26 protein-coding genes are annotated in these 26,497 nt (G+C 63.4%); 24 read left to right on the forward strand and 2 right to left on the reverse strand.

Features of this window, described 5'->3' with window-relative positions:
• Positions 1-24: 24 nt before the first annotated feature.
• The 3 genes from mscK (at position 25) to trxC (ending at position 5,486) form a co-directional block, all read left to right on the forward strand.
• Entirely contained in the window at positions 25-3,363 is a 3,339-nt protein-coding gene (gene mscK / locus ACVWVP_RS07445; RefSeq protein ID WP_176997201.1) for a mechanosensitive channel MscK, read from the forward strand.
• A 48-nt stretch (positions 3,364-3,411) separates the two neighbouring features.
• A complete protein-coding gene (gene selO, locus ACVWVP_RS07450; protein ID WP_259172706.1) occupies positions 3,412-4,875 on the forward strand; it encodes a protein adenylyltransferase SelO in 1,464 nt (487 codons plus the stop codon).
• 176 nt (positions 4,876-5,051) lie between these two features.
• Entirely contained in the window at positions 5,052-5,486 is a 435-nt protein-coding gene (gene trxC, locus ACVWVP_RS07455) for a thioredoxin TrxC (RefSeq protein WP_034105847.1), read from the forward strand.
• A 99-nt stretch (positions 5,487-5,585) separates the two neighbouring features.
• On the opposite strand, the gene ACVWVP_RS07460 is transcribed toward trxC, so the two are convergent.
• Positions 5,586-6,356, reverse strand: a complete 771-nt coding sequence (locus ACVWVP_RS07460) for a ParA family protein (protein WP_028615448.1) — start codon at positions 6,354-6,356, stop codon at positions 5,586-5,588.
• A gap of 348 nt (positions 6,357-6,704) precedes the next feature.
• Between ACVWVP_RS07460 and ACVWVP_RS07465 the strand changes: the two genes are divergently transcribed.
• The 20 genes from ACVWVP_RS07465 to ACVWVP_RS07560 are packed head-to-tail and all read left to right on the forward strand — an operon-like array spanning position 6,705 to position 24,055.
• Complete coding sequence (locus ACVWVP_RS07465) at positions 6,705-7,424, forward strand: beta-ketoacyl synthase chain length factor (protein ID WP_457405038.1); 720 nt, start codon at positions 6,705-6,707, stop codon at positions 7,422-7,424.
• Positions 7,400-8,212, forward strand: coding sequence for a lysophospholipid acyltransferase family protein (locus ACVWVP_RS07470; protein WP_457405040.1), 813 nt, complete (start codon positions 7,400-7,402; stop codon positions 8,210-8,212). Before ACVWVP_RS07465 ends, ACVWVP_RS07470 begins: the two co-directional genes overlap by 25 nt.
• On the forward strand, positions 8,190-8,459 hold the full coding sequence (locus tag ACVWVP_RS07475; RefSeq protein WP_176997206.1) for a phosphopantetheine-binding protein: 270 nt from the start codon (positions 8,190-8,192) through the stop codon (positions 8,457-8,459). Before ACVWVP_RS07470 ends, ACVWVP_RS07475 begins: the two co-directional genes overlap by 23 nt.
• Before the next feature lie 9 nt (positions 8,460-8,468).
• Positions 8,469-8,723 (forward strand): acyl carrier protein, encoded by a 255-nt coding sequence (locus ACVWVP_RS07480; RefSeq protein WP_003187949.1) that lies wholly within the window; start codon positions 8,469-8,471, stop codon positions 8,721-8,723.
• Positions 8,720-9,265, forward strand: coding sequence for a hypothetical protein (locus tag ACVWVP_RS07485; protein ID WP_457405043.1), 546 nt, complete (start codon positions 8,720-8,722; stop codon positions 9,263-9,265). Before ACVWVP_RS07480 ends, ACVWVP_RS07485 begins: the two co-directional genes overlap by 4 nt.
• Positions 9,262-10,932: an ApeI family dehydratase gene (locus ACVWVP_RS07490; protein WP_457405046.1), complete on the forward strand. Its 1,671-nt coding sequence runs from the start codon at positions 9,262-9,264 to the stop codon at positions 10,930-10,932. Before ACVWVP_RS07485 ends, ACVWVP_RS07490 begins: the two co-directional genes overlap by 4 nt.
• 19 nt (positions 10,933-10,951) lie before the next feature.
• Entirely contained in the window at positions 10,952-11,686 is a 735-nt protein-coding gene (locus ACVWVP_RS07495; protein WP_457405048.1) for a glycosyltransferase family 2 protein, read from the forward strand.
• A complete protein-coding gene (locus ACVWVP_RS07500; protein WP_457405050.1) occupies positions 11,683-12,618 on the forward strand; it encodes an LpxL/LpxP family acyltransferase in 936 nt (311 codons plus the stop codon). Before ACVWVP_RS07495 ends, ACVWVP_RS07500 begins: the two co-directional genes overlap by 4 nt.
• The gene (locus ACVWVP_RS07505) at positions 12,602-14,143 is read left to right on the forward strand and encodes an HAL/PAL/TAL family ammonia-lyase (protein WP_457405053.1); all 1,542 of its coding nucleotides are present in this window, start codon (positions 12,602-12,604) and stop codon (positions 14,141-14,143) included. Before ACVWVP_RS07500 ends, ACVWVP_RS07505 begins: the two co-directional genes overlap by 17 nt.
• Entirely contained in the window at positions 14,136-14,564 is a 429-nt protein-coding gene (locus ACVWVP_RS07510; RefSeq protein ID WP_178918610.1) for an acyl-CoA thioesterase, read from the forward strand. Before ACVWVP_RS07505 ends, ACVWVP_RS07510 begins: the two co-directional genes overlap by 8 nt.
• Entirely contained in the window at positions 14,558-15,268 is a 711-nt protein-coding gene (locus ACVWVP_RS07515) for an outer membrane lipoprotein carrier protein LolA (RefSeq protein WP_457405056.1), read from the forward strand. Before ACVWVP_RS07510 ends, ACVWVP_RS07515 begins: the two co-directional genes overlap by 7 nt.
• A complete protein-coding gene (locus ACVWVP_RS07520; protein WP_457405058.1) occupies positions 15,258-17,570 on the forward strand; it encodes an MMPL family transporter in 2,313 nt (770 codons plus the stop codon). The genes ACVWVP_RS07515 and ACVWVP_RS07520 overlap by 11 nt, the downstream gene beginning before the upstream one ends.
• Before the next feature lie 33 nt (positions 17,571-17,603).
• Entirely contained in the window at positions 17,604-18,851 is a 1,248-nt protein-coding gene (locus ACVWVP_RS07525) for an NAD(P)/FAD-dependent oxidoreductase (RefSeq protein WP_178918607.1), read from the forward strand.
• Positions 18,848-19,582 (forward strand): class I SAM-dependent methyltransferase, encoded by a 735-nt coding sequence (locus ACVWVP_RS07530; RefSeq protein WP_178918606.1) that lies wholly within the window; start codon positions 18,848-18,850, stop codon positions 19,580-19,582. Before ACVWVP_RS07525 ends, ACVWVP_RS07530 begins: the two co-directional genes overlap by 4 nt.
• Positions 19,579-20,061 carry a hypothetical protein gene (locus tag ACVWVP_RS07535; protein WP_457405060.1) on the forward strand — a complete coding sequence of 161 codons (483 nt, stop codon included), beginning with the start codon at positions 19,579-19,581 and terminating at the stop codon, positions 20,059-20,061. The genes ACVWVP_RS07530 and ACVWVP_RS07535 overlap by 4 nt, the downstream gene beginning before the upstream one ends.
• Complete coding sequence (locus tag ACVWVP_RS07540) at positions 20,058-21,224, forward strand: beta-ketoacyl-[acyl-carrier-protein] synthase family protein (protein WP_178918604.1); 1,167 nt, start codon at positions 20,058-20,060, stop codon at positions 21,222-21,224. Before ACVWVP_RS07535 ends, ACVWVP_RS07540 begins: the two co-directional genes overlap by 4 nt.
• Positions 21,221-21,682, forward strand: coding sequence for a hotdog family protein (locus ACVWVP_RS07545; RefSeq protein WP_178918603.1), 462 nt, complete (start codon positions 21,221-21,223; stop codon positions 21,680-21,682). Before ACVWVP_RS07540 ends, ACVWVP_RS07545 begins: the two co-directional genes overlap by 4 nt.
• On the forward strand, positions 21,679-22,407 hold the full coding sequence (fabG, locus tag ACVWVP_RS07550) for a 3-oxoacyl-ACP reductase FabG (protein WP_178918602.1): 729 nt from the start codon (positions 21,679-21,681) through the stop codon (positions 22,405-22,407). The genes ACVWVP_RS07545 and fabG overlap by 4 nt, the downstream gene beginning before the upstream one ends.
• The gene (locus tag ACVWVP_RS07555) at positions 22,407-23,633 is read left to right on the forward strand and encodes a beta-ketoacyl-ACP synthase (protein WP_176997219.1); all 1,227 of its coding nucleotides are present in this window, start codon (positions 22,407-22,409) and stop codon (positions 23,631-23,633) included. The genes fabG and ACVWVP_RS07555 overlap by 1 nt, the downstream gene beginning before the upstream one ends.
• A gap of 26 nt (positions 23,634-23,659) precedes the next feature.
• Positions 23,660-24,055 (forward strand): hypothetical protein, encoded by a 396-nt coding sequence (locus ACVWVP_RS07560; protein WP_178918601.1) that lies wholly within the window; start codon positions 23,660-23,662, stop codon positions 24,053-24,055.
• Positions 24,056-24,186: 131 nt separating this feature from the next.
• Here the strand turns inward: ACVWVP_RS07560 and ACVWVP_RS07565 are convergent, their stop codons facing one another.
• The gene (locus tag ACVWVP_RS07565) at positions 24,187-25,080 is read right to left on the reverse strand and encodes a LysR substrate-binding domain-containing protein (protein ID WP_457405065.1); all 894 of its coding nucleotides are present in this window, start codon (positions 25,078-25,080) and stop codon (positions 24,187-24,189) included.
• Between the two features lie 124 nt (positions 25,081-25,204).
• On the opposite strand from ACVWVP_RS07565, the gene ACVWVP_RS07570 reads away from it, so the two are divergent.
• Positions 25,205-26,479: an MFS transporter gene (locus tag ACVWVP_RS07570; RefSeq protein WP_178918599.1), complete on the forward strand. Its 1,275-nt coding sequence runs from the start codon at positions 25,205-25,207 to the stop codon at positions 26,477-26,479.
• Positions 26,480-26,497 lie beyond the last annotated feature (18 nt).

Consider the following 26,497-nt stretch of genomic DNA (forward strand, 5'->3'; position numbering starts at 1 on the left):
CTTCATTTTGCTCGACCGGTCTCTATGCCAACCCTGCGCACGTTTCTCGCCACTGCCCTGCTGGGCCTGACCCTTTGTGTCGGCACCGTTCACGCGGCCGACCCGCCCAGCGCCGACGCTATCCAGCAAACCCTGGACAAGCTGCCCGACCGCAAGCTGCCCGACGCCGACATGAAGGCGCTGCAGACCATCCTGCAGCAGACCCTGACGTACCTGGGCAACAAGCAGGATTACGAGCAGCGCCTGGTCGACCTCAAGCGCCAGCTGGAAGATGCGCCGCGCCAGACCACCGAGAACCAGCGGGAGTTGGTAAGGCTCAAGGCCACCAAAGTCATTCCCGTCGCCCAGCGCTATGCCACCCTGCCGGTGCCACAGCTCGAACAATTGCTGGTGCAGCGCACCACCCAGCAAGGCGACCTGCAAAAAGACCTGGCCGACGCCAACAGCCTGACCATCGCCGCACAGACCCGCCCGGAACGCGCCCAGACCGAAATCAGCAGCAGCCAGACCCGCATCCTGCAGATCAACTCGATCCTCAAGGTCGGCAAGGACAACGGCAAAACCCTCAGCGGCGACCAGCGCAACCAGCTCAACGCCGAACTCGCCGCGCTCAACGCGCTAATCCCACTGCGCCGCCAGGAACTGGCCGGCAACAGCCAACTGCAAGACCTGGGTAACAGCCAGCATGACCTGGTGGTGGAAAAAACCGCGCGCCTGGAACAAGAGATCCAGGACCTGCAAACCCTGATCAACCAGAAACGCCTGGCCCAGTCCCAACAGACCGTGACCCAACAGTCCATCGAGGCGCAAAAGGCCGGGGGCAGCAGCCTGTTGGCCACCGAAAGCGCGGCCAACCTGAAGCTGTCCGACTACCTGCTCAAAAGCACCGACCGCCTCAACGACCTGACCCAGAAGAACCTGCAGACCAAGCAGCAACTGGACACCGTGACCCAGAGCGATTCGGCCCTGGACGAGCAGATCAACGTGCTCAAGGGCAGCCTGCTGCTGTCCAAGATCCTCTACAAGCAGAAGCAGGCCCTGCCGCGCCTCACCGTGGACCGCGACCTGGCGGACGACATTGCCAACATTCGCCTGTACCAGTTCGAGGTCAACCAGCAACGCGAGCTGATCAGTTCGCCCAGTACCTATGTGGATAACCTGCTGGCCAACCAGCCACCGGATGACGTGACCCCGCAATTGCGCCGCACCCTGCTGGAACTGGCGATCACCCGCAGCGACCTGCTGGAGCGCCTGAGCCGTGAACTGAGCGCACTGCTCAATGAATCCATCACCTTGCAGCTCAACCAGAAACAATTGCTCAGCACCGCCACCACCCTGCGAGCGACGCTGGATGAGCAGATGTTCTGGATCCCCAGCAACAAGCCACTGGACACCGAGTGGCTGGAAACCGTGCCGGCGCACCTGAGCAAACAGGTCACCACCCTGCCCTGGGCCTCCAGTGTCAGCGAACTGTATGACGGCCTGACCCAGCGCCCACTGCTGTTCCTGCCACTGTTGCTGTTGATAGGTGCACTGTTGTGGCGGCGCAAGAACCTGTATCAGCGCCTGAACAAGGTCCATCAGGACATCGGCCACTTCAAGCGCGACAGCCAGTGGCATACGCCCCAGGCCATCCTGATCAACATCCTGCTGGCCATGCCGGTGGCCCTGGGCCTGGCACTGTGCGGCTACGCGCTGCAGATCGACGCCCGTGGGCAAAACGCCAACCTGGGCGCAGCGCTGCTGCAGATCGCCCAGGCGTGGATGGTGTTCTACACCGCCTACCGCATCCTCGCGCCGGGCGGCGTGGCCGAACTGCACTTCCGTTGGGAAAAACCCCAGGTCGAATTCCTGCAAGGCTGGGTGCGCAAGCTCGGCCTGGTGGTGCTGGCCCTGGTGGCCGTGGTAGCCATCGCCGAGCACCAACCGGCTGCGCTGGCCGACGACGTGCTGGGCATCGGCGTGGTGCTGACCTGCTACGCACTGATGGCCTGGCTGCTGGGCCGCTTGCTGCTGAACAGCCCGACCCACGAAAAAGCCTCGTTGTTCCGCAAGGCCGTGGGCCTGCTGTTTACCGCCCTGCCCATCGCGCTGTTCGTCGCCGTGTGCTTCGGCTACTACTACACCGCGCTCAAGCTCAGCGACCGCTTGATCAATACCCTGTACCTGCTGATGTTCTGGCTGGTGATCGAAGCCACCTTCGTACGTGGCCTGGGCGTCGCCGCACGGCGCCTGGCTTATGCCCGCGCCCTGGCCAAGCGCCAGGCGGCCAAGGAAGCCGGCGACGGTGAAGCGGTGATCGAAGAACCGACCCTGGACATCGAGCAGGTCAACGAACAGTCCATGCGCCTGATCCGCCTGGCCTTGCTCGGCGGCTTTATCGCGGCGCTGTATTGGGTATGGAAAGACCTGATCACGGTGTTCTCCTACCTGGACAACGTGACCCTCTACGAATACACCAGCGGCACCGGCGCCAACATCAGCATGGTGCCGATCAGCATCGGCGACTTGCTCGGCGCGTCGATCATCGTCGGCATCACCTTTGCCTTGGCGCGCAACTTGCCAGGCTTGCTGGAAGTGTTGGTGCTGTCCAAGCTGGACCTGGCCCAGGGCAGCGCCTACGCGACCACCACGTTGCTGTCCTATGTGATTGCCGGCGTGGGCTTCGTGTCCACCCTGTCCACCCTCGGCGTGAGCTGGGACAAGCTGCAATGGCTGGTGGCGGCGCTGTCGGTGGGCTTGGGCTTCGGCATGCAGGAGATCTTCGCCAACTTCATCTCCGGCATCATGATCCTGTTCGAACGCCCGGTGCGCATCGGCGACACCATCACCATCGGCAACCTGTCCGGCACCGTGAGCAAGATCCGCATCCGCGCCACCACCATCACCGACTTCGACCGCAAGGACATCATTGTCCCGAACAAGACCTTCATCACCGGGCAGTTGATCAACTGGTCGCTGACCGACACCATCACCCGCGTCACCCTCAAGCTGGGTGTGGACTATGGCTCCGACCTGGACCGCGTGAAGGAACTGCTGCTCAAGGCCGCCCGCGACAACCCGCGTGTGCTCAAAGAGCCGGAACCTCATGTGTACTTCCTCAACTTCGGCGAAAGCACCCTCGACCACGAACTGCGCATGCACGTACGTGACCTGGGCGACCGCAACCCGGTGATCGACGAAGTGAACCGCTTTATCAACCGTGAGTTCAAGAAAGAGCACATCAACATTTCGTTCCGCCAGATGGAGGTCTACCTCAAGAACCTCCACGGCCAGGAATACAAGCTGGTGGAAGTCGACACCCCGGCCAAGCCCGCCAACGACGGCGGCGTGCAGGAACCGCCGCCGAGCAAACTCGACTAACCGCGCTATCCCCAGCAGAATGCTCGGACATTCTGCTGGAGATGGCCGGTGAAAGCCCTCGACGAACTGACCTTCGACAACCGCTTCGCACGCCTGGGCGACGCGTTCTCGACCCACGTATTGCCTGAACCCCTCGATAACCCGCGCCTGGTCGTGGCGAGTGAGGCCGCCATGGCCCTGCTCGACCTTGACCCGGCTGTTGCCGAAACACCGGTATTTGCCGAACTGTTTGGTGGCCACAAGCTCTGGGCCGAGGCGGAACCGCGGGCGATGGTCTATTCCGGGCATCAGTTCGGCGGCTACACCCCGCAACTGGGCGATGGCCGTGGGTTGTTGCTGGGCGAGGTGTACAACGCGGCCGGCGAGCACTGGGACTTGCACCTCAAGGGCGCCGGCATGACGCCTTACTCGCGTATGGGCGATGGCCGCGCCGTGTTGCGCTCCTCGATCCGCGAGTTCCTCGCCTCCGAAGCGCTGCATGCACTGGGCATCCCCAGCAGCCGCGCGTTGTGCGTGATCGGCTCCGACACCCCGGTATGGCGCGAGAAACAGGAACGCGGCGCGATGGTGCTGCGCATGGCGCCCAGCCATGTCCGCTTCGGGCACTTCGAGTATTTCTACTACACCAAGAAACCCGAACAGCAGGCGCTTCTGGCCGAGCACGTATTGAACCTGCACTACCCCGAGTGCCGCGAACAGCCCGAGCCGTACCTGGCGATGTTCCGCGAAATCGTCGAGCGCAATGCCGAGCTGATTGCCAAATGGCAGGCGTACGGTTTCTGCCACGGCGTGATGAACACCGACAACATGTCGATCCTGGGCATCACTTTCGACTTCGGGCCGTTTGCGTTTCTGGATGACTTTGACGCGCACTTCATCTGCAACCATTCGGACCACGAAGGGCGTTATTCCTTCAGCAATCAAGTGCCAATCGGGCAGTGGAACCTCAGTGCGCTCGCTCAGGCGTTGACGCCGTTCATCAGCGTTGACGCGTTGAAAGAAGCGCTTGGGCTGTACCTGCCGCTGTACCAGGCCAACTACCTGGACCTGATGCGCCGTCGCCTGGGGCTGACCACCGCCGAAGAGGATGACCAGCAGTTGGTGGAGCGGTTATTGAAGCTGATGCAGAACAGCGGCGTGGATTACACCCTGTTCTTCCGCCGCCTGGGGGATGAGTCGGCGGCGTTGGCCGTGGCACGGCTGCGCGATGACTTTGTCGACCTGGCCGGGTTTGACGCCTGGGCCGAGCAGTACAAGGCGCGTGTCGCACGGGATGGTGACTACAGCGAGGAACAGCGCCGTACACGGATGCAGGCGGTGAACCCGCTGTATATCTTGCGCAACTACCTGGCGCAGAACGCTATCGCGGCTGCCGAGTCCGGGGATTACAGCGAGGTGCGGCGGCTGCATGAAGTGTTGAGCAAACCGTTTGAGGAGCAACCGGGGATGGAGCAGTACGCGCAGCGGCCGCCGGATTGGGGCAAGCACCTGGAAATCAGCTGCTCCTCCTAACCTGTAGTGAGCGGGCTTGCCCCGCGCCGGGGGCACCTCAGTCCTTCTCAAACGCAGCGGCGTCCTTATTGGGGCCGCTACGCAGCCCAGCGCGGGGCAAGCCCGCTCACTACAGCTTGATAAATACAGGCGCTGGCTCCAGATAGAGCCTATTGGCCATTTTCAGGAGCCTCACCATGTCCGAACCTCTTGTCATCCCCTGCCCCCATTGCAACGGCCTCAACCGCATCCCCGGCGAACGCCTGGGTGACGCGCCCAAGTGCGGACGCTGCAAGCAGCCGGTGTTACTGAACAAGCCGTTTGAACTGAAACAAGGCGACTACGCCAGCCAGATCAAGGGCGATTTGCCGCTGCTGGTGGATGTGTGGGCTGATTGGTGTGGGCCGTGTAAATCGTTCGCGCCGGTGTTTGAGCAGGCCGCTGGCCAGTTGGAGGGCAAGTGCCGGTTGGCCAAGCTCGACAGCGAGGCCAATCAGCAGCTTTCGGCGCAGTTGGGGATTCGCTCGATCCCTAGTTTGATTCTGTTCAAGAACGGCCGCGAAGTGGCTCGCCAGAGCGGGGCATTTCCGTTGCCACAACTGATGAGCTGGCTGCGTAGCCAAGGCGTTTAAACGCGATCAACTGTAGGAGCCGGCTTGCCGGCGATAGCGTTCTTGAGGCCGTCATCGCCGGCAAGCCGGCTCCTACAGGGGAATGGGTTGCCCTTGAGATCAGGCGTTTTCCAGCAGGTTATGCAACTCCACAAACTGCTGCGTAAGCTTGTGCCGTGGGTCCAGGTGGATCAGCGGCTTGCTTTCCTGGTGTGACTCGCGCATGCGCACGGAGCTGGCCAGGTACACCGGCAATACCGGCAAACCTTCTGCAATCAACTCATCAAGCATCTGCTGTGGCAGGCTCGCCCGGGCCTGGAACTGGTTGACCACAATGCCTTCCACTTCGAGGCCTTCGTTGTGGTCTTCCTTCAATTCTTCGATTTCCGCCAGTAGGCCATAGAGGGCCTGACGCGAAAAGCTATCGCAATCGAAAGGGATCAGCACGCGATCAGCGGCAATCAGCGCCGATACCGCATAAAAATTCAACGCTGGCGGTGTATCCAGGTAAATCCGATCGTAATCCTCACTCAGATCATCCAGCAGCTTTCGCAACTTGTTGATCTTGTGCTTGGCCTCGAGCTTGGGCTGCAGGTCCGCCAACTCCGGGGTCGCAGTGATGACGTGCAGGTTGTCGAACGGGGTTTCGTAGATATCGACCTTGTTCTTCTTGGAAAACGGCCCGGAAGACAGGGTTTGCTTGAAAAAATCCGCGATCCCCATGGGGATATCGTCGCCAGTCAAGCCAGTGAGGTACTGGGTTGAGTTGGCTTGTGCATCGAGGTCCACCAATAGGGTTCGATAACCTTCGCTGGCACTGACAGCCGCCAGGTTGCAGGCAATGCTGGACTTGCCAACGCCACCTTTCTGATTGAACACCACACGCCGCATGGAAAAACCTCCGTGTATCAATGAATGTCCGAGTGTAGAGGGCAAAAGCGCCTGATAGCTACCTCGTTCATCCATGCATTGCTGCATCAACAGCCCCGTGCACGCGCTCTGTCATACGTCGCCGACACGTTAAAAGGAACGGTCCGACAATCCAGCCAGGCCCTTGGTAGAGGACAATCTGTAAATCTTTCCCTCCAAATTGTAATCAGCCGTGAACAATTCTTTACCAAAGTTTGCTAGAACCCCACGGCACCGGGATAATGCGCGCCATTCGGCTATTGCTCCCTGTCCCGGTATTCGGGGCCAAAAGCCGCACATGGAAGCCCGCAGGGGCGGGATAACGTCTCAGTGATCACTTTCAACATCGCCCAATGGCGCGCCTGGGCCCCTGGGCTCGAAAGCGCGGACGACTGGCACGCCTGGTGCCGGAACCCGGTGTTGCTGCAAGACAGCCAAGCCTGCCCCGACGTGTCGTTCCTGCCAGCTATGCAGCGCCGCCGCCTGAGCCGCCTGGCCCGCATGGCGTTCAGCGTGGGCTGGCCACTGGCCGACGGCCTGCAGGACCTGCCGCTGGTGTTCATTTCCCGCCACGGCGAAACCCCACGCACCCTCGACATCCTCACGGACCTGGCCAACGACCAGCCGCTGTCGCCGACCCAGTTCAGCCTCTCGGTGCATAACGCGGTGATCGGCCTCTGGTCGATCCTGCGCAACGAAACCAGCGAAATGACCGCCCTCGCCGCCGCAGGCGACGGCCTGGAACACGGCATGCTGGAGGCCGCCGCCCTGCTCAACGACGGCGCCCCGGCCGTCTTGCTGGTGATCACCGAAGAACAGCCGCCCGAGGCCTATGCCAGTTGGATCCACGATGTGCCGTTCCCCTACGCCCTCGGCCTGCTGCTCACACCGGGCGACGAGTGGCAGCTGGAACTCGGCACTGGCACTGTCCAACCCACTCAAGCCCAGTGGCCCCACGCCCTGAACCTGCTGCGCACCCTGCTCACCGAACAGGTCGCCTGCCAACATGCCTGGAAGAACCGTGTATGGAACTGGCAACGCAAGCCCTGAACGAGAAACCACGGGACGCCTACTATTGGCGCCTGTTCGCGACCGCTGCCAGCTTCTTCCTGTTCGGCGTCGGCGGGCTGTGCCTGCGTTTGCTGGTGTTCCCGCTGCTCAGTTGCCTGCCGGGGGACGCTGCAAAACATCGAAGCCGCGCCCGCCACACGATCAGTTGGCTGTTCTGGCTGTTCATCCGCCTGATGCAGCGCGCCGGCGTGTTGACCTACAGCGTCGAAGGCGCGGAAAACCTCGGCCGCCCGGGCCAGATGATCATTGCCAACCACCCGTCGCTGATCGACGTGGTGTTCCTGATCGGCCTGGTGCGCCAGGCCAACTGCGTGGTCAAGCAGAGTTTGTGGCAGAACCCCTTTACCCGCGGCCCCGTGCGCGAGGCCGGCTATATCAGCAACGACGGCAGCGCCGAGATGCTCGACGCCGCCGCCGACGCCCTGCGCACGGGCCAGACCCTGATCATCTTTCCCGAAGGCACCCGCACCACGCCCGGCGCAGCGCCTGCCTTTCATCGTGGCGGCGCCGCCATCGCGCTGCGGGGTGCGACAATCATCACCCCCGTGGTAATCAAGGTCAGCCCGACCACGCTGACCAAGGCCGAACCCTGGTATCGCATCCCAAAATGCCGCGTGCACTTCAGTTTGCGGGTGGGTGCCGATATAGAACCACAGGCGTTCGCCGCAATGGGCCCCGCGCCCCAGGCTTCACGCAAGCTCAACGATTACCTGCATCACTATTTTATTAAGGAGCTCGCCGAAGATGAGCGACAGACACCGCCTTGAGCACGACATAAAGACGCTGATCATCGAGGCCCTGGGCCTGGAAGACATCAGCGCCGACGACATCGGCAGCGAGCAGACCCTGTTCGGCGAAGGCCTGGGTCTGGATTCGGTAGACGCCCTGGAGTTGGGCCTGGCGATCCAGAAAAAGTACGGCATCAAGATCGATGCCGACGCCAAGGACACTCGCAATCACTTCACCAACGTGGCCAGCCTCGCGGCATTCGTCACGGCCAGACAGGCAGCTTGAGACCGGACCATGCAAACTCGTGACGATATTTTCAACACCCTGCGCGATGCCTTGGTGGAACTGTTTGAACTGCCTCCGGAACGCGTCACCCTTGACGCCAACCTGTACCAGGACCTGGAAATCGACAGCATTGATGCCGTGGACTTGATCGACCATATCAAGCGCCAGACCGGCAAGAAGATCGCCGCCGAAGAATTCAAGGCCGTGCGCACCGTGAACGACGTGGTTGAGGCGGTGTACCGTCTGGTCCAGCCTGCCGCATGAGCCGGCTGATCGGCCTGGGCTTGCTGCTGGCGGGCCTGCTGTACCCCTTTGCGGTGTATTACGGCACCGAGCACTTCGCACCGTGGCAATTCGGCCTGCTGCTGGGCAGCCTGTGGCTGTTGCGCGCGTTTATCGGCGCACGCCGCCCCGGCAGCCGCTGGATGGCCGTGGCGATCATCGTGTTCTGCCTGCTACTGGCCTGGTTCGACAACCCGCACCTGCTGCGCTGGTACCCGAGCCTGGTCAGCGCGTTCATGTTGTCGCTGTTCGGCTTGAGCCTCAAATACGGCCCGCCGATGGTGGAGCGCCTGGCACGCATGACCGACCCGGTGCTGCCACCCCACGCCATCGTGTACACCCGCCAGGTTACGGTGGTGTGGAGTGTGTTCTTTCTGTGTAATGGCCTGCTCGCCGCCGCCCTCACCCTGTGGGCGCCGCTGAGCTGGTGGACGTTGTACAACGGCCTGATCGCCTACGGGTTGATGGGGCTGTTGTTTGCCGTGGAATGGCTGGTACGACAAAGGGTTCGAGGCCGCGTATGAATGGGTTGAAACTTGAGCACTTGCTGCTTGAGCCACTGGAACAGCGTCCGGTCACCACCGAACCTGACATGAATCATGCCCAGCTCTGGGCCCACGCCCTGAGCCTGGCTGCAGGCCTGCAAGCGCGCGGTATCCAACGCCTGGCCGTGTACCTGGAAGACGCCGGCCAGTTGGCGATTGCCCTGCTCGGCGCCTGGCGGGCCGGGGTCAGCGTACTGCTGCCTGCCGACCTGCAACCGCAGACCCGTCAACGTTGGGACGAGGCGGTCGACGGCTGGCTGACCGAAGCCACCGACCTGGACGCGCTATACCAGGCACCCTTAAGCGCCGCCGCCCTTGACCTGGACGCCTGCCAACTGAGCCTGTGCACCTCCGGTTCCAGTGGCGAGCCCAAGCGCATCGACAAGACCCTGCGCCAACTGGCCAACGAAGTAGAGGCGCTGGAAACCCTGTGGGGCCCGGACCTCAAGCGCGCCTGCATCATCGGCAGCGTCGCCACGCAGCACATCTACGGCTTACTGTTCCGCGTGCTGTGGCCGTTGTGCGCCGGCCGCACCTTTGTACGCAAGCAACTGGCCTTCCCCGAAGACTTGCAGCGCGCCAGCCGCGAACACGCGCAGTTCGCCTGGGTCGCCAGCCCTGCGTTGCTCAAGCGCATGGGCGACAACCTCGACTGGCCTGCGCTGAGCCAGGTATCCCGGGTGTTTTCGTCGGGCGGCGCCTTGCCCGTTGAAGCGGCGGGCGAGCTTTACGATCGCTTGCAGCAATGGCCGACGGAAATCCTCGGCAGCTCCGAGACCGGCGGTATCGCCTGGCGCCAAGGTGCACAACCTTGGCAGCCGTTTGCCGACGTGGTGCTGAGCCAGGACGCCGACGGCGCCCTGCGTATCGCCTCCCCTTACCTGCCCGCCGGCCATGTCGAGCAGACCGCTGATGCTGCGCGCATTCACTCCGATGGCCGTTTCGAGCTGCTCGGGCGCCTGGACCGCATCGTCAAGCTGGAAGAAAAACGCATCTCCCTGCCCATGCTGGAACAGGCGTTGATAGCCCACCCATGGGTCGCCGACACCCGCCTGGGCGTGGTCCAGGAAAACCGCGCCTCCCTCGGCGCGCTGGTGGTACTCAGCGCCGACGGCCTGCACGCCTTGCGCAATCAGGGCCGTCGCGCCCTCACTCAAACCCTGCGCCAGCACTTGAGCCAGCATTGCGAGGCGCTGGCCTTGCCCCGTCGCTGGCGTTTGCTGCGCCAACTGCCGCTGAACAGCCAAGGCAAACTGCCCCAGGCGCAGGTCGAGGCGCTGTTGCTGGCACCCCGCCCGAAAGCCCCGGAAGTGCTGGAGCAGGTGGAAGCCGATGGCGAATGGACCTTGCAACTGAGCGTTCCGCCGGACCTGGCCTATTTCAGCGGGCACTTCCCGGTCACCCCAGTATTGCCGGGCGTGGTGCAGGTGGAATGGGCGTTCAATCTGGGCCAGCAATTGCTCGACTTGCCTGCAACCTTCGCCGGGATGGAAGTGCTCAAGTTCCAGCAACTGGTGCGCCCGGGCGATGCGATCGAACTGCACCTGCGCTTCGACCAGGAACGCGGCAAGTTGTACTTTGCCTATCGCAATGGCGTCGCGGCCTGCTCCAGCGGGCGCATCGTGCTGGAGACACCAAGTGAATAGGCCTTTGTCGCGAGCGGGCTTGCATAATCCCTGCGCCCTGATCCCGGTCTACAACCACGAAGCCGCCGTGCCGGCCGTGGTCCATAGCCTGTTGGGCAGTGGGCTGCCGTGCCTGTTGGTCGATGACGGCAGCAGCCCGGCCTGCGCAGCGGTATTGGCACAGTTGGCCACCCTGGATAACGTCACCCTGCTGACGCTGCCCAGCAATCAGGGCAAAGGCGGCGCCGTCATGGCCGGCTTCCGCGAAGCCGCGCGCCTGGGCTACAGCCACGCCTTGCAAGTGGACGCCGACGGCCAGCACGACCTGCGCGAAGTCGAAACGTTCCTCGACACCTCACGCCGTCACCCCGATGCGATCATCTGCGGCTACCCCGAATACGACGACAGCGTGCCCAAGGGCCGCCTGTATGCGCGCTACCTGACCCACGTGTGGGTGTGGATCAACACCCTATCGCTGCAGATCCGCGATTCGATGTGTGGCTTTCGCGTGTACCCGCTGGCACCGGTGCTGGCGTTGATGGACTCGGCGTACATCGGCACGCGCATGGATTTCGACTCGGACATCCTGGTGCGCCTGGCCTGGCGCAACCAGCCGATGCGCTGGCTGCCGACCCGGGTGCATTACCCCGCCGACGGTTTGTCGCACTTTCGCTTGTTCCGCGACAACGTGCGCATCTCGGCCATGCACACCCGGCTGTTCTTCGGCATGCTGGTGCGTGCGCCGATGATCCTGTGGCGACGGTGGCAAGCATGAGCGACAGCACCAAGCACTGGGCCGACCGCGAGGAGCGCGGCAGTTTCCTGTTGATGAAACTCACGGCCATCGCCGCCAAAGTGCTGGGCCGTCGCCTGCTGAGCCCGGTGCTCTACGGCATCGTGTTGTACTTCTTCGTGTTCGGTCGCACCGCACGCCAGAGCGCCTGGCAATACCAGCAGCGTCTGGCCGACTGGAGCGGGCAAGACGCGCTGCGCCCCACCCACACAAGCGTCTTTGGCCAGTTCATGGCCTTCGCCGATTCCTTACTCGACAAGCTCGATGTGTGGAACGGCAAGCTGCGCATCGAACAGATCGAAATCAACGACCCCGCGCAATTGCGCAACCAACTGCGCGGTGAGCGCGGGCAGATGCTGGTGGGCGCCCACTTGGGCAACCTCGAAGTGTGCCGCGCCCTCGCCGAGCTGGGCGAGCAGGTCACCATGAACGTGCTGGTGCACACCAAGCACGCCGAACAATTCAACCGCTTGCTGGGCGAAGCCGGAGCCACCCATCTGCGCCTGATCCAGGTCAGCGAGCTGGACCCGGCCACCATGCTGCTGCTCAGCCAGCGCCTGGACGAAGGCGAGTGGCTGGCCATCGCGGGTGACCGCGTGCCGCTGCATGGCGGGCGCACGGTATGCGTGGATTTCCTCGGGCACAGCGCCGCCTTCCCGCAAGGCCCGTGGTTGCTGGCCGGGTTGCTCAAATGCCCGGTGAACCTGCTGATGTGCCTGAAACACAATGGCCGCTATCGCCTGAGCATTGAGCCTTTCGCCGAATTGATCGAATGGAAGCGCACCACCCGCGAGCAGGTCATCGCTCAGTGGACCGAGCGCTACGCCGCCCGCCTGGGCCAGTTTTGCCTGGAAGCGCCCCAACAATGGTTCAACTTTTACCCTTTCTGGAAGACCGATGACGACGCATCTTGAGCCGGTAACCTTTGGCGAACGCCCCCTGCGCATTGAAGACGTGCTGGCCCTGGCCAACCGTCAGGCGCCTACCCGATTGCAGGGCGACGCGGCGTATCGCCAGCGCATCGCCAAGGGCGCGCAGTTCCTCGACTCACTGCTGGACAAGGAAGGCGTGATTTACGGCGTGACCACCGGCTACGGCGACTCCTGCGTGGTGGCCGTGCCGTTGCAGCACGTCGAAGCGCTGCCGCGTCACCTGTACACCTTCCACGGTTGCGGCCTGGGCAAGTTGCTTGACGCCCAAGCCACCCGCGCGGTGCTGGCGGCGCGGCTGCAGTCACTGTGCCACGGCGTGTCCGGGGTGCGCGTGGAGCTGCTGGAGCGCCTGCACGCGTTCCTCGAACACGACGTGCTGCCGCTGATCCCGGAAGAAGGCTCGGTGGGCGCCAGCGGTGACCTGACGCCGCTGTCCTACGTGGCTGCGACCTTGTCCGGCGAGCGCGAAGTGATGTTCCGTGGCGAACGCCGTCAGGCGGCCGACGTGCACCGCGAACTGGGTTGGGACCTGCTGGTGTTGCGTCCCAAGGAAGCCCTGGCGTTGATGAACGGCACCGCGGTGATGACCGGCCTGGCCTGCCTGGCGTTTGCCCGTGCCGACTATCTGCTGCAACTGGCCACGCGCGTCACCGCGCTGAACGTGGTGGCGCTGCAAGGCAACCCGGAACACTTCGATGAACGCCTGTTCGCCGCCAAACCGCACCCGGGGCAGATGCAAGTGGCTGCCTGGCTGCGCAAGGACTTGGCCATCGACGCGCCGACCGCGCCGCTGCATCGCCTGCAAGACCGCTACTCGTTGCGTTGCGCACCGCACGTGCTGGGTGTGCTGGCCGACAGCCTGGGCTGGCTGCGTTCGTTCATCGAAACCGAACTGAACAGCGCCAACGACAACCCGATCATCGATGCCGAAGAAGAACGCGTGCTGCACGGCGGTCACTTCTACGGCGGCCACATCGCCTTCGCCATGGACAGCCTCAAGACCCTGGTGGCCAACGTGGCCGACCTGCTCGACCGCCAGCTCGCGCTGCTGGTGGACGTGCGTTACAACCACGGCCTGCCGAGCAACCTGTCCGGCGCGCCGGCCGACCGCGCGATGATCAACCACGGCTTCAAGGCCGTGCAGATCGGCACCAGCGCCTGGACCGCCGAAGCCCTGAAAAACACCATGCCGGCCAGCGTGTTCTCGCGCTCCACCGAATGCCATAACCAGGACAAAGTGAGCATGGGCACCATCGCCGCCCGCGATGCGATCCGTGTGCTGGAGCTGACCGAACAGGTTGCCGCCGCTACCCTGCTCGCCGCCAACCAAGGGGTGTGGCTGCGCGCCCAGGCCGACGACGCTCGCCCATTGCCTCCGGCCCTGGCCGCCATGCATGAAGAGCTTGCCAAAGACTTCCCGCCGGTGATCGAAGACCGCGCCCTGGAAGGCGAACTGCGTCTGTGCCTGCAACGCATTGCCGAACAACACTGGAGGCTGCATGCGTAGCCAGGGCGTGCTGCACTGCGACACTGAAATCCTCGTGCCTTTTTTCGACGTCGACACCATGAACGTCGTCTGGCACGGGCACTACGTGAAGTACCTGGAAGTGGCGCGCTGTGCGTTGCTGGACAAGCTCGGCCATAACTACACGGCGATGCTGGAATCCGGCTATGCGTGGCCGGTGATCGACATGCAGCTGCGCTACGTGCGCGGCGCCGTGTTCGGCCAGACGATCAACGTGCGCGCCAGCCTGGTGGAATGGGAGAACCGCTTGAAGGTCAATTACCTGATCACCGACCTGGCCAGTGGCGAACGGTTGACCCGTGCCAGCACGGTGCAGGTCGCGGTTGAGGTCGCCAGTCGAGAGATGCAGCTGGTCTCCCCCAGAGTTTTCACCGACGCCGTAGAAAGGGCCTTGAAATGCTGACCACTGTGGGAGCGGCGGTGCGACGATTCGACTTGCTCGCGAAGATCGTCAACGATATCACTGTGTACCTGACACGCCGCAGCGCTCTCAGGTCATTCGCGAGCAAGCCCGCTCCCACATGGATCGCGTTTATTCTGCTGCTCAGCGTTGCAGGCACGGCCCACGCTTTTGACCTGCAGCAACTCAGCGATCAACTCGCCAAACCCTCCGTGATCCACGGTGCCTTCACCCAGGAAAAACACCTGCGTGCCCTGCCCCAGCCCCTGGTCAGCAAAGGCACCTTCGTGCTGGCCAAGGACCACGGCCTGCTCTGGCTGCTCAAGACCCCGCTGCAACAGGACTACCGCATCAGCGCCCAGGGCATTGCCCGCCGTGACGCCAATGGCTGGCAGTTGCTGCCAAACAAGAGCGCCGGCGCCGAGCAGAACCGCCTGTTCCTCGCCGTCCTTCAAGGTGACAGCAGTGGCTTGCAGCGCGACTTCGAATTGCAGCTGCGAGGCGAAGCCGACGGGTGGAAGCTCACGCTGGTCCCGCGCTCGTTGCTGTTAAAACAGGTCTTCACCCAGATCAATATCGACGGCGGCGAGCTGGTGCAGAAGATCGAGCTGCTGGAAACCCAGGGCGACAGCACCGTGCTGCGCATGCAGGACAGCCGTGCCGACCAGCCCCTGAGCGATGCGGAGAAACACGACTTTGCCCAGTGAGCGTCTGCTACCGCGCCTGTTCCTGATCCTGCTGGTGGCCGTGCTGGCCCTGGCCGGCTGGCAGTGGCGCCATGGCGCGCCGTTGTCGGCCAACTTGATGGAACTGGTGCCGGGCAACACGCCGGACGCCTTGGAACAGCAAGCCGAACAGCGCATGCAGGAACCCCTGAACCGCGAGATGCTGGTGCTGGTCGGGCACGCCGACCGCCAACAAGCGGTGGCCGTGGCGCAGCAGTTGGGCGAGCGCTGGCAGGCCAGCGGGCTGTTTGAAAAAGTGCAGTGGAACCTGCAAGCCGACCTGCCGGCGCTGCGCGAGCAATTGCTGCGCGGGCGCCTGGCGATGCTCTCGGCCAAGGACCGCGAACAACTGATCGACCACCCCGACACGTTTATCCAGCAGCGCGTGCAAGCGCTGTTCGACCCCTTCACCGGGTTCAGCCTGGTGCCGAGCCAGGACGACTGGCTGGGCTTGACCGGGCGCATTCAGAACAGCCAGCCGCAGCACGGTTCCGTGCAGCTGGATATTGGCAGCGGTGCCCTGATTGCCGATGCCGACGGTAAAAACTGGGTGCTGCTACGCGCGCGCACCACCGGCAATGCTTTCGATATGAAGCTGCCGCTGCAAGTGGCAGATTTGCTCAAGGCCAGCCGTGAACAGGCCAGCGGGCAAGGTGCGCAACTGCTCGCTGCCAGCGGCCTGTTGTATGCCGCCAATGGCCAACAGCAGGCCACGCGGGAAATCACCTGGGTCGGCGGCGGCGCCACCGTGGGCATTCTGTTATTGCTGTTGTTGGCATTTCGTCGTTGGCCTGTGCTGCTGGCGTTTGTGCCGGTGCTGGTGGGCATGCTGTTTGGCGCGGTGGCCTGTGTGGCGCTGTTTGGCCACATGCATGTGATGACCTTGGTGCTGGGCTCGAGCCTGATTGGCGTGGCGGTGGATTACCCGCTGCATTACCTGTCCAAGAGCTGGAGCCTGCAGCCGTGGCGCAGTTGGCCGGCGCTGCGCATCACGCTGCCGGGGCTGAGCCTGAGCCTGGCCACCAGTTGCATCGGCTACCTGGCGCTGGCCTGGACGCCGTTCCCGGCGCTGACCCAGATCGCAGTGTTCTCCGCTGCCGGCCTGGTGGGCGCGTACTTGTCGGCGGTGTGCCTGTTGCCGGCCCTGCTCAAGGGCGTGGAACTGCGCCCGGCGCAATGGCCGCTGCGTATCGCCGAATGCCTGTGGCGGATGCGCACCTCGTTGCTCAAGCACGTGCCAAGTTCGGTGTTGCTGGTGCTGGTGCTGCTGTTTTGCGCCGGTGGCTTGTGGCACTTGAACACCAAGAACGATATCCGCCAGTGGATCGGTGCCCCGCCGCAGTTGCTGCAAGAAGCGCAGGCCGTGGCGCGTATCACCGGTTTCCAACCCACCAGCCAGTTTTTCCTGGTGCGGGCCAACAACCAGCAGCAGTTGCTGGAGCGTCAGGCCGCACTGGGCCAGCGCCTGGAGCAGTTGGTGAACATGGACAAGCTCCAGGGCTACCTGGCGCTGAATCAACTGGTCAGCCTGCCCGCCGAGCAACAGCAACTGCGGGATGCGCTGAACGCATTGCCACAACACTGGCAACCGCTGCTCGACCTGGGTGTTCCTGCTGCGGCCTTGCAAGCCGAAGTCGCGCGCCTGCAAGCGCTGCCCACCCAAGACATCGACGCCGCGCTGGCAGGCCCGCTCGCCGAGCCCTGGCGCACACTGTGGCTGGGCCAGGTGGACGGCGGCGTGGCCGCCATGGTCAGCCTGCAAGGCTTGAACAACCCCGCCTTGCTACGGGTGCAGGCAGTGGACTTGCCGGGAGTGCAATTGGTGGATCGCCTCGGTGATTTGAACCGGGTATTCGCCGACACGCAGATCAGCGCCGCCGAATTGAAGTTGATGTCGTGCGTACTGATCGTGTTGCTGCTGATCCTGCCCTTCGGTTTCGGCGGTGCCTTGCGCATCGTCGCACTGCCCTTGCTGGCCGCACTGTGCAGCCTGGCCAGCCTCGGCTGGCTGGGCCAACCGCTCACACTGTTCAGCCTGTTCGGCCTGCTGCTGGTCACCGCCATCAGCGTGGATTACGCGATCCTGATGCGCGAGCAGATCGGCGGCGCAGCGGTCAGCCTGCTGGGGACGCTGCTGGCCGCGCTGACCACCTGGCTGTCGTTCGGCCTGCTGGCGGTCTCAAGTACGCCAGCGGTGAGCAATTTCGGCCTGTCGGTCAGCCTGGGCCTGGCTTTCAGCTTTATGCTGGCGCCCTGGGCCGGCCATCAGAAGCACGCCTCATGAACCCGATTATCGCCAACGCGGCAAGGAGCCCTCGTGCCCACAGTTGAAATGGAACGTCGCCAGGTCGTGGTGATCGGTGCCGGGCCGTCCGGCGCCATCGCGGCAGCTCTGCTCAAGCGCAAAGGGCATGACGTGCTGGTCATCGAGCGCCAGCATTTTCCACGTTTTTCCATCGGCGAAAGCCTGTTGTCCCACTGCATCGACTTCATCGAAGAAGCCGGTATGCTCGACGCGGTGCAGGCCGCGGGGTTCCAGCTGAAAACCGGCGCCGCGTTCGCCTGGGGCGAGCGCTACAGTGCGTTTGATTTCAGCGATACCTTCAGCAACGGCAAGCCCACCACCTTCCAGGTGCAGCGCGGTGACTTCGACAAGTTGCTGGCTGACCAGGCCGCGCTGCAGGGGGTGGAGATCCGCTACGGCGAAACCCTCGTCGGCGTGGACTTCAAAGGCGATTGCCGCTACCTGCACGTGCGCCGCGAGAACGGCAGCGAGTACCACCTCAAGGCCACGTTCGTGTTGGATGCCAGCGGTTACGGCCGCGTGCTGCCGCGCCTGCTGGACCTGGATGTACCGTCGGATTTCCCGGTGCGCCAGGCGGTGTTCACTCACGTCGAAGACCGCATCGAACACCCGGGCTTTGACCGCACCAAGATCCTCGTCACCACGCACCCGACGCAGCGCGATATCTGGTTCTGGACCATCCCGTTCAGCAACGGTCGCTGCTCGGTGGGAGTGGTCGCGGCCAAGGAACATTTCGACGGCCGCGACGGTGACCTCGATGCGTGCCTGCGCGGCTTTATCGACGAAACCCCAAGCCTGTCCAGCGTGCTGAAAAACGCGGTGTGGGACACCCCGGCGCGCACCATCGGCGGTTACGCGGCCAACGTCAAAAGCCTGCACGGCCCAGGCTTTGCGCTGCTGGGCAACGCGGCGGAATTCCTCGACCCGGTATTCTCTTCCGGCGTGACCATCGCCATGCGTTCGGCGAGCATGGCCGCAGGCCTGTTGCATCGCCAATTGAACGGCGAGACGGTGGACTGGCAAACCGAGTTTGCCGAGCCGTTGAAGCGCGGTGTCGACACCTTCCGTTGCTACGTCGAAGGCTGGTATGCCGGCACCTTCCAGGATGTAATCTTCCATCCTGGCAGTTCGCCGGAGATTCGCCGGATGATCAGCTCGATCCTCGCCGGCTATGCGTGGGACGAGCGCAACCCGTTTGTCAGTGAGCCCAAGCGACGGCTACGGATGTTGTCGCAGATTTGTGCAGGGGATGCCGCGTGAGCACTCAATACCTCAGTAAAAACTACGTCGAGGAAACCAAGTTCGGTTTCTGGTTTCTGCGCAGCCACACCTGGCAGCACCATGTACTGCGCGTAGCGATCAACGACCTGCGCAGCCTGTTCAGCGAGCCGCTGCCGGTGGCGCCAGTGTTGCTGGATGCCGGCTGCGGCCAGGGCAAATCCTTCAAGCTGTTGCAGCAGGTGTTCGCCCCTGCCCGCTTGATCGGCCTGGACGCCGACCCTCACAGCCTGGCATTGAGCAAGGCCGAAGCTGCGCGCCAGGGCCTGGATGTGGAGCTGATCGGCAGCGACTGCGCCACCCTCGAGGTGCCGGACGCAAGCGTCGACATCCTGTTCTGCCACCAGACCTTCCACCACCTGGTGGAGCAGCATCGCGCGCTGAAGGAGTTTTACCGCGTGCTCAAGCCGGGCGGTTATCTGCTGTTTGCCGAATCCACCGAAGCGTACATCGACACCTGGGTGATTCGCTGGCTGTTCCGCCACCCCATGCACGTGCAGAAAAGCGCCGAGGAATACCTGGAGATGCTGAGCGATCAGGGCTTCGAATTTGGCCCGCAGAACGTCTCCTACCCGTACCTGTGGTGGAGTCGCTCCAGCGACTTCGGCCTGCTGGAGCGCTGGGGCCTGCGCAACCCGCCGCCGGTGGGGCAGCGTGAGGAAACCCTGGTGAACTGCGTGGCACGCAAACCCTTGGCGGGCCCGGCACTATGATGCGTCTGCTGCTGATGGGCTGCCTGTTGCTGCTGAGCGCTTGCGCCAGCCAGCCACCGCTGCCCGAAAAAATCCCGGCCCTGACGCTGCCCATGCAACTGCATGTTCAGCGCCAGGCAGACGGTCAAAGCCAGGACTGGTTGCTGGTGATCCAGCGCGAAGGCGGTGCGATTCGCTGGTCGATGATGGACCCGCTGGGCATTCCCCAGGCCCGGCAGAAGCTGGTCGATGGCCAGTGGCAGGCCGACGGCTTGCTGCCGCCCAATCCTCAGGCACGGGAATTGTTCGCCGCCCTGTTATTCGCCCTGACGTCGGCAGACGATGTGCGAAAGCTGTATCCCACCGCGCAGGCCATGGACCTTACCCGCACGCTGCCCGGCCACTGGCAGATCGTGTACCAGTCGTCTGAGGTCTTCAGTGTGAACATGAGCGGGCAACCGTTGAGCTACCGCGTCAGCCCGCTGGGGGCCGCACGATGACCGCCTACCTCAACGCCCTCGGCGTGATCTGCGCCCTCGGCCGTGGCCAGGACGAAGTCAGTCGCAGCCTGTTTGCCGGCGACTGTTCCGGCATGCGCGCCGAAAGCGGCTGGGTACCGGAGCGTGTGCTGCCGGTGGCCGGCGTGCCCGGTGAATTGGCGACCATCCCAACGGAGCTGAACCAGCAAAGCAGCCGCAATAACCAGCTGTTGCTGGAAGCGGCGCTGCAGATTGAGGCACAGATCCGTCAGGCCATTGAAACGTATGGCGCCTCGCGGGTCGGCATTGTGCTCGGCACCAGTACGTCGGGCATTGACGAGGCGAGCCGTGGTATTGCGCATTACCTGCGCGACAACCAGTTCCCCGGTGATTACGACTACCAGCAACAGGAACTCAGCGCCCCGGCCAACTTCCTCGCCGACTGGCTGCAAGTGAGCGGCCCGGCGTATGTGATTTCCACCGCCTGCACCTCCAGCGCGCGCGCACTGATGAGTGCCCAGCGCCTGCTGGACCTGGGGGTGTGCGATGCGGTGATCTGCGGCGGCGTCGACAGCCTGTGCAAGCTGACCCTCAACGGCTTCACCTCGCTGGAAGCCGTGTCGAGCCAGCGTTGCAACCCGTTCTCGGTGAACCGCAACGGCATCAACATCGGCGAAGCCGCAGTGCTGTTCCTGATGAGCCGCGAGACCGCGCCCATCGCGCTGCTGGGCAGTGGCGCCAGCTGCGACGCGCACCATATCTCCGCGCCGGAACCCACCGGCAAGGGCGCGCTGCAAGCGATGCGCAAGGCGTTGGCCAGCGCCAAACTTGCGCCCGAGCAGATCGGTTACCTGAACCTGCACGGCACGGCGACCCAACACAATGACGCCATGGAAAGCCTGGCGGTTGCCCAACTGTTCCCCCAAGGCGTGGCCTGTTCGTCGACCAAGCCCATGAGCGGCCACACCCTGGGCGCCGCCGGTGCACTGGAGGCCGCGTTCTGCTGGTTGAGCCTGGCCCACGGCGTGGTGCCGCCCCATGTCTGGGATGGCCAGGCCGACCCGGCGCTGCCGGCCCTGCACTGGGCGCAAGCCGGTGACACCTTGAAAAAACGCTGCCTGATGAGCAATTCGTTTGCCTTCGGCGGCAACAACGTCAGCCTGATAATCGCAGAGGCCCCATGATCGATTGGCCACTCGCTGAACTGCTGCCCCACGCGGGCGACATGATCCTGATCGACCAAGTGTTGTCGTTCGATGAAGAGCAGGTTCACACCCGCGTCACCGTCAAGCCCGGTGGCCTGTTCAGCCACGACGACGGCAGCCTGCCGGCGTGGGTCGGTATCGAGCTGATGGCGCAAAGTGTCGCGGCCTACGCCGGCTGCCGTGCGCGCCAGAAAGGCGAAGCCGTGGAACTGGGTTTCCTGTTGGGCACACGCAAGTACGAATGCAATGTGGAACACTTCCCAGCCGGCGCCGAGCTGACCATCCACGGCCTGCGTTCCCTGGAAGACGACAATGGCATGGGTGTGTTCGAATGCCACCTGACCGGTGATGGCATTTTGGCTAGCGCCCGCTTGAACGTATTCCGACCGCCCCAGGCGGCCAACTATTTAGATGAATCGAAGGACGTAACGCCATGACTGAATCCGTACTGGTCACCGGCTCCAGCCGTGGCATCGGCCGCGCCATCGCCTTGCGCCTGGCCCAGGCCGGCCATGACATCGTGCTGCATTGCCGCAGTGGCCGCGCCGAAGCCGACGCAGTGCAAGTCGAAATCCAAGCCCTGGGCCGCAAGGCGCGGGTGCTGCAGTTCGATGTGGCGGACCGTGCCGTGTGCAAGGCAATCCTCGAAGCCGACGTGGAACAGCACGGCGCCTACTACGGCGTGGTGCTCAATGCCGGCCTGACCCGCGACGGTGCATTCCCGGCCCTGTCGGAAGACGACTGGGACGTGGTGATGCGCACCAACCTCGACGGGTTCTACAACGTGCTGCACCCGGTGATGATGCCGATGATCCGACGTCGCGCGGCCGGGCGTATCGTGTGCATCACGTCGGTGTCCGGCTTGATCGGCAACCGTGGCCAGGTCAACTACAGCGCCTCCAAGGCCGGTTTGATCGGCGCCGCCAAGGCCCTGGCCATCGAGCTGGGCAAGCGCAAGATCACGGTCAACTGCGTGGCGCCCGGCCTGATCGACACGGCGATGCTTGATGAGAATGTGCCGGTGGAAGAGCTGATGAAGATGATCCCCGCGCAGCGCATGGGCACTCCGGAAGAGGTGGCCGGCGCGGTGAATTTCCTGATGTCGGCCGAGGCCGGCTATATCACGCGCCAGGTGCTGGCCGTAAACGGAGGCCTGTGCTGATGAAGCGCGTCGTAGTCACCGGCATGGCCGGCATGACCTCCCTGGGTGGCGATTGGGAGACCATCGCCGCCAACTTCCGCGCCAACCGCAGCGGCATCCGGCGCATGGACGAGTGGGACCGCTTCACTGAATTGAACACGCGCCTGGCCGGGCCGATCGACGACTTCGTCGTGCCCGCCCACTGGACGCGCAAGCAGCTGCGCAGCATGGGCCGTGTTTCGCGCCTCGCCGTATGGGCCGCAGAGCAGGCGCTGCAGGACGCCGGCCTGCTCGGCGACGAGTCGATCAAGGACGGGCGCATGGGCGTGGCCTGCGGTTCGTCCACCGGCAGCACCGACGAGATCAAGGCGTTCGGCAATATGCTGCTGAACTCGGTGGCCGAGGGGCTGAACGCCAACTCCTATGTGCGCATGATGCCGCACACCACGGCGGCGAATATCAGCATCTTCTTCGGCCTCACCGGGCGGTTGATCCCCACCTCCAGCGCCTGCACCAGCGGTAGCCAGGGCATCGGGTATGCCTACGAGGCAATCAAGTTCGGACGTTTGCCGTTGATGCTCGCCGGGGGTGCCGAAGAGCTGTGCCCGACCGAAGCCATGGTGTTCGATGCGCTGTACGCCACCAGCCTGAAAAACGACGCCCCCCAGACCAGCCCGCGCCCCTACGACAGCGGCCGCGATGGCTTGGTGATCGGTGAAGGCGGCGGCATGCTGGTGCTCGAAGAACTGGAGCACGCGCTGGCCCGTGGGGCGCATATCCACGCCGAGCTGGTCGGCTTCGGCAGCAACGCCGACGGCCAGCACACCACTCGCCCCGAGCAGAAAACCATGCGCCGTGCGATGGAATTGGCGCTGGAAGATGCCGGACTGGAACCCTCTGCGATCGGCTACGTCAACGGTCACGGCACGGCTACCGACCAGGGCGACATCGCCGAGACCCTGGCCACCAGCAGCCTGTTCGGCAGCCGCATGCCCATCAGCTCGCAGAAGAGTTTCCTTGGCCACACCCTGGGGGCCTGCGGGGCGCTTGAGTCGTGGTTCAGCATCGAGATGATGAACCGCAACCAGTACGTGCACACCTTCAACCTGGATTCAGTGGACCCGCAGTGCGGCGAACTGGATTACCTGCAGGGTGAATTTCGCGAGATGCACCACGACTACGTGATGAACAACAACTTTGCCTTTGGCGGCGTCAACACGTCGCTGATCTTTCGCCGCTGGTCCTGACTGTTAAATCGATTGGAGAATACGGAATGTCTTCCTTGCTACGCGCTACCCTGATCACCCTGGCCCTGTTGGTCACCGCCGGTTGCACCAACAAACCGATCCTCAACACCCAGCACGACCTGCCGGCCAACACCCAGGTCAGTGAAGAGAAAATGAAGGTGATCATCGTCAACGCCCTGCAAAAGCGCGAATGGACGGTCCAGCGCCTGAGCCCGCAACTGGTGCAGGCCGAGATCAACGTGCGTAACCAGTTTTATGCCGCCATCGACATCCGCTACACCCGCAACAGCTACGCCATCACCTACCGCGACAGCCGCGACCTGGGCTACAAGGACGGTACGATCCATCGCAACTACAACCGCTGGGTGAGCATGCTCGACCGCGACATCATGGCGGCGCTGCGCAGTAATGGCATGAACTAAGTCATGTAGTGAGCGGGCTTGCCCCACGCGGCGGTGTGTCAGGTTCGTTTGAGCCGACTGACACGCCGCCGCGCGGGGCACCAGACGCCTCAACATACCTGACACGCTGCCGCGCGGGGCAAGCCCGCTCACTACAAGGTTGCTTTGCGGGTCAGCAGTTCGACAAACGCTTGGGCCATCGGTGTTTGTGCTCCCTTGCGTTGCACCAGCCACACGGCTGTCATCGCTTCTTCATCCAGCAGCGTGCGATAGACCACCCCGTCGATCCGGATGCGCTGGTAAGACGCCGGCAGCACCGATACGCCCAGCCCCGCCGCCACCAGGCCGATGATCGTCATGGCCTCACCGGCTTCCTGGGCGAAGTGAGGGCTGAAACCGGCGTCTCGGGCCAGGTTGATCAGTTGCGCATAGAGGCCGCTGCCGTAGCTGCGTGGGAAAAACACGAACGGCTCCTGCGCCAGCTGCGCCAGGTGCAGGCCTCGTTCACTGCCGTGTGCCAGTGGGTGGCCGGCGCTCAATACCGCCACCAGTGGCTCGCGCATCAGTTCGACCACACTCAGGGAATCCGGCAGCGGCAGCGGGCGCATCAGGCCGACCTGGATCGACTCATCCACCAGCGAGTCAGCCACCTCGGTACTGCTCATTTCCTGCAGGTTCAGATGCACCGCCGGGAATGCCTGGCGAAACGCGAAGATCGCCTTGGGGATGCTGGCGTTGAACGGTGCCGAGGAGGTGAAGCCGATCTTCAGCTCACCCAGTTCGCCCAATTGCGCACGCCGTGCCACATCGGAAGCCTTGTCGACCTGGGCCAGCACCAATCGCGCCTCTTGCAGGAACAGTCGTCCCGCCTCGCTCAGCTCGACCCGACGATTGGTACGCTCGAACAACCGTGCACCGACTTCTTGCTCCAGCGCCTGGATCTGCTGGCTCAGCGGAGGTTGCGAGATGCCCAGCACCTGCGCGGCGCGGCCGAAATGCAGTTCTTCGGCGACGGCGATGAAGTACCGCAAGTGACGCAATTCCATGCAAACCTCATTAGGTCGTAAAAGCTCTTAAACAGGTCGAACAATATATTGGAAAGAATCATTAGCCAGCTATATTCTTTTTTGCAGTGCCGGTCCTGGCCTGCTCTTCCTCCCCGAGGTCCCCGTGAAAGCTGCTGTCGCTCCACTCGCTCAAGAAGTCCCGCCTACCGCCCTGGACGAAGTCGTCGCCCAGCTCAACGAGCAGTACATCGAAAAAGGCACGCCGATGTTCATGCGCACGGTGCTGGCGCTGTTCTCCGGCGGTTTCGCCACTTTTGCCCTGCTGTACTGCGTGCAACCGATGATGCCGGCGCTGTCCCACGAATTTTCCATCAATGCGGCACAAAGCAGCCTGATCCTGTCGGTGGCGACCGCGATGCTGGCGCTGGGTCTGCTGATCACCGGGCCGATCTCCGACACCCTGGGGCGCAAGCCGGTGATGGTGTCCGCACTGTTCTGCGCCGCCCTGGCGACCATTGCCAGCGGCCTGATGCCGACCTGGGAAGGCATTCTGTTCATGCGCGCATTGGTGGGCCTGTCGCTGAGCGGCCTGGCCGCCGTTGCGATGACCTACCTGAGCGAAGAGATCCACCCGCAGCACATCGGCCTGGCGATGGGGCTCTACATCGGCGGCAACGCCATTGGCGGCATGAGCGGGCGGCTGATCATCGGCGTGCTGATCGATTTTGTGAGCTGGCACACCGCAATGCTGATCATCGGCGCCCTGGCCCTGATCGCCGCCACGGTGTTCTGGAAAATCCTCCCCGAATCGCGCAACTTCCGCGCCAGCAGCCTCAAGCCGCGCACCTTGCTCGATGGTTTTGTCATGCACTTCAAGGACGCCGGCTTGCCGTGGCTGTTTCTTGAAGCCTTCTTGCTGATGGGCGCGTTCGTGACGATGTTCAACTACATCGGCTATCGCCTGCTCGCCGACCCGTATGGCCTGAGCCAGGCCGTGGTGGGCTTGCTGTCGCTGGTGTACCTCTCGGGCATTTACAGTTCGGCCAAAATCGGCTCCCTGGCCGACCGCCTAGGCCGCCGTCGCGTGCTGTGGGGCACCATCGTGCTGATGCTGGCCGGCATGGCGCTCACCCTGTTCACTCCCCTGTGGCTGGTGGTGCCAGGCATGCTGATCTTCACCTTCGGCTTCTTCGGCGCCCACTCGGTGGCCAGCAGCTGGATCGGCCGCCGCGCGGTGAAAGCCAAGGGGCAGGCGTCGTCGCTGTATCTGTTCTGCTACTACGTGGGGTCGAGTATTGCCGGGACAGCGGGCGGATTCTTCTGGCACTTTGCCGGGTGGAACGGGATTGGGGCGTTTATCGTGGCGCTGTTGATTGGCGCGTTGCTGGTGGCGTTGAAGCTGGCGAAGTTGCCGCCGTTGGGAGACGTGAAGGTCTAAGGCTATTTGCTTTTATGT

Source organism: Pseudomonas sp. TE24901, assembly GCF_054058375.1.

Excerpts from the sequence above, each read along its gene's own strand:
- ACVWVP_RS07555 (WP_176997219.1), top strand. The coding sequence starts at position 22,407 with ATGAAGCGCGTCGTAGTCACCGGCATGGCCGGCATGACCTCCCTGGGT.
- ACVWVP_RS07515 (WP_457405056.1), top strand. The coding sequence starts at position 14,558 with ATGCTGACCACTGTGGGAGCGGCGGTGCGACGATTCGACTTGCTCGCG.
- ACVWVP_RS07545 (WP_178918603.1), top strand. The coding sequence starts at position 21,221 with ATGATCGATTGGCCACTCGCTGAACTGCTGCCCCACGCGGGCGACATG.
- ACVWVP_RS07500 (WP_457405050.1), top strand. The coding sequence starts at position 11,683 with ATGAGCGACAGCACCAAGCACTGGGCCGACCGCGAGGAGCGCGGCAGT.
- ACVWVP_RS07480 (WP_003187949.1), top strand. The coding sequence starts at position 8,469 with ATGCAAACTCGTGACGATATTTTCAACACCCTGCGCGATGCCTTGGTG.
- ACVWVP_RS07535 (WP_457405060.1), top strand. The coding sequence starts at position 19,579 with ATGATGCGTCTGCTGCTGATGGGCTGCCTGTTGCTGCTGAGCGCTTGC.
- ACVWVP_RS07560 (WP_178918601.1), top strand. The coding sequence starts at position 23,660 with ATGTCTTCCTTGCTACGCGCTACCCTGATCACCCTGGCCCTGTTGGTC.
- ACVWVP_RS07510 (WP_178918610.1), top strand. The coding sequence starts at position 14,136 with ATGCGTAGCCAGGGCGTGCTGCACTGCGACACTGAAATCCTCGTGCCT.
- trxC (WP_034105847.1), top strand. The coding sequence starts at position 5,052 with ATGTCCGAACCTCTTGTCATCCCCTGCCCCCATTGCAACGGCCTCAAC.
- mscK (WP_176997201.1), top strand. The coding sequence starts at position 25 with ATGCCAACCCTGCGCACGTTTCTCGCCACTGCCCTGCTGGGCCTGACC.
- ACVWVP_RS07475 (WP_176997206.1), top strand. The coding sequence starts at position 8,190 with ATGAGCGACAGACACCGCCTTGAGCACGACATAAAGACGCTGATCATC.
- ACVWVP_RS07485 (WP_457405043.1), top strand. The coding sequence starts at position 8,720 with ATGAGCCGGCTGATCGGCCTGGGCTTGCTGCTGGCGGGCCTGCTGTAC.
- fabG (WP_178918602.1), top strand. The coding sequence starts at position 21,679 with ATGACTGAATCCGTACTGGTCACCGGCTCCAGCCGTGGCATCGGCCGC.
- ACVWVP_RS07460 (WP_028615448.1), bottom strand. The coding sequence starts at position 6,356 with ATGCGGCGTGTGGTGTTCAATCAGAAAGGTGGCGTTGGCAAGTCCAGC.
- ACVWVP_RS07540 (WP_178918604.1), top strand. The coding sequence starts at position 20,058 with ATGACCGCCTACCTCAACGCCCTCGGCGTGATCTGCGCCCTCGGCCGT.
- ACVWVP_RS07505 (WP_457405053.1), top strand. The coding sequence starts at position 12,602 with ATGACGACGCATCTTGAGCCGGTAACCTTTGGCGAACGCCCCCTGCGC.
- ACVWVP_RS07565 (WP_457405065.1), bottom strand. The coding sequence starts at position 25,080 with ATGGAATTGCGTCACTTGCGGTACTTCATCGCCGTCGCCGAAGAACTG.
- ACVWVP_RS07490 (WP_457405046.1), top strand. The coding sequence starts at position 9,262 with ATGAATGGGTTGAAACTTGAGCACTTGCTGCTTGAGCCACTGGAACAG.
- ACVWVP_RS07470 (WP_457405040.1), top strand. The coding sequence starts at position 7,400 with ATGGAACTGGCAACGCAAGCCCTGAACGAGAAACCACGGGACGCCTAC.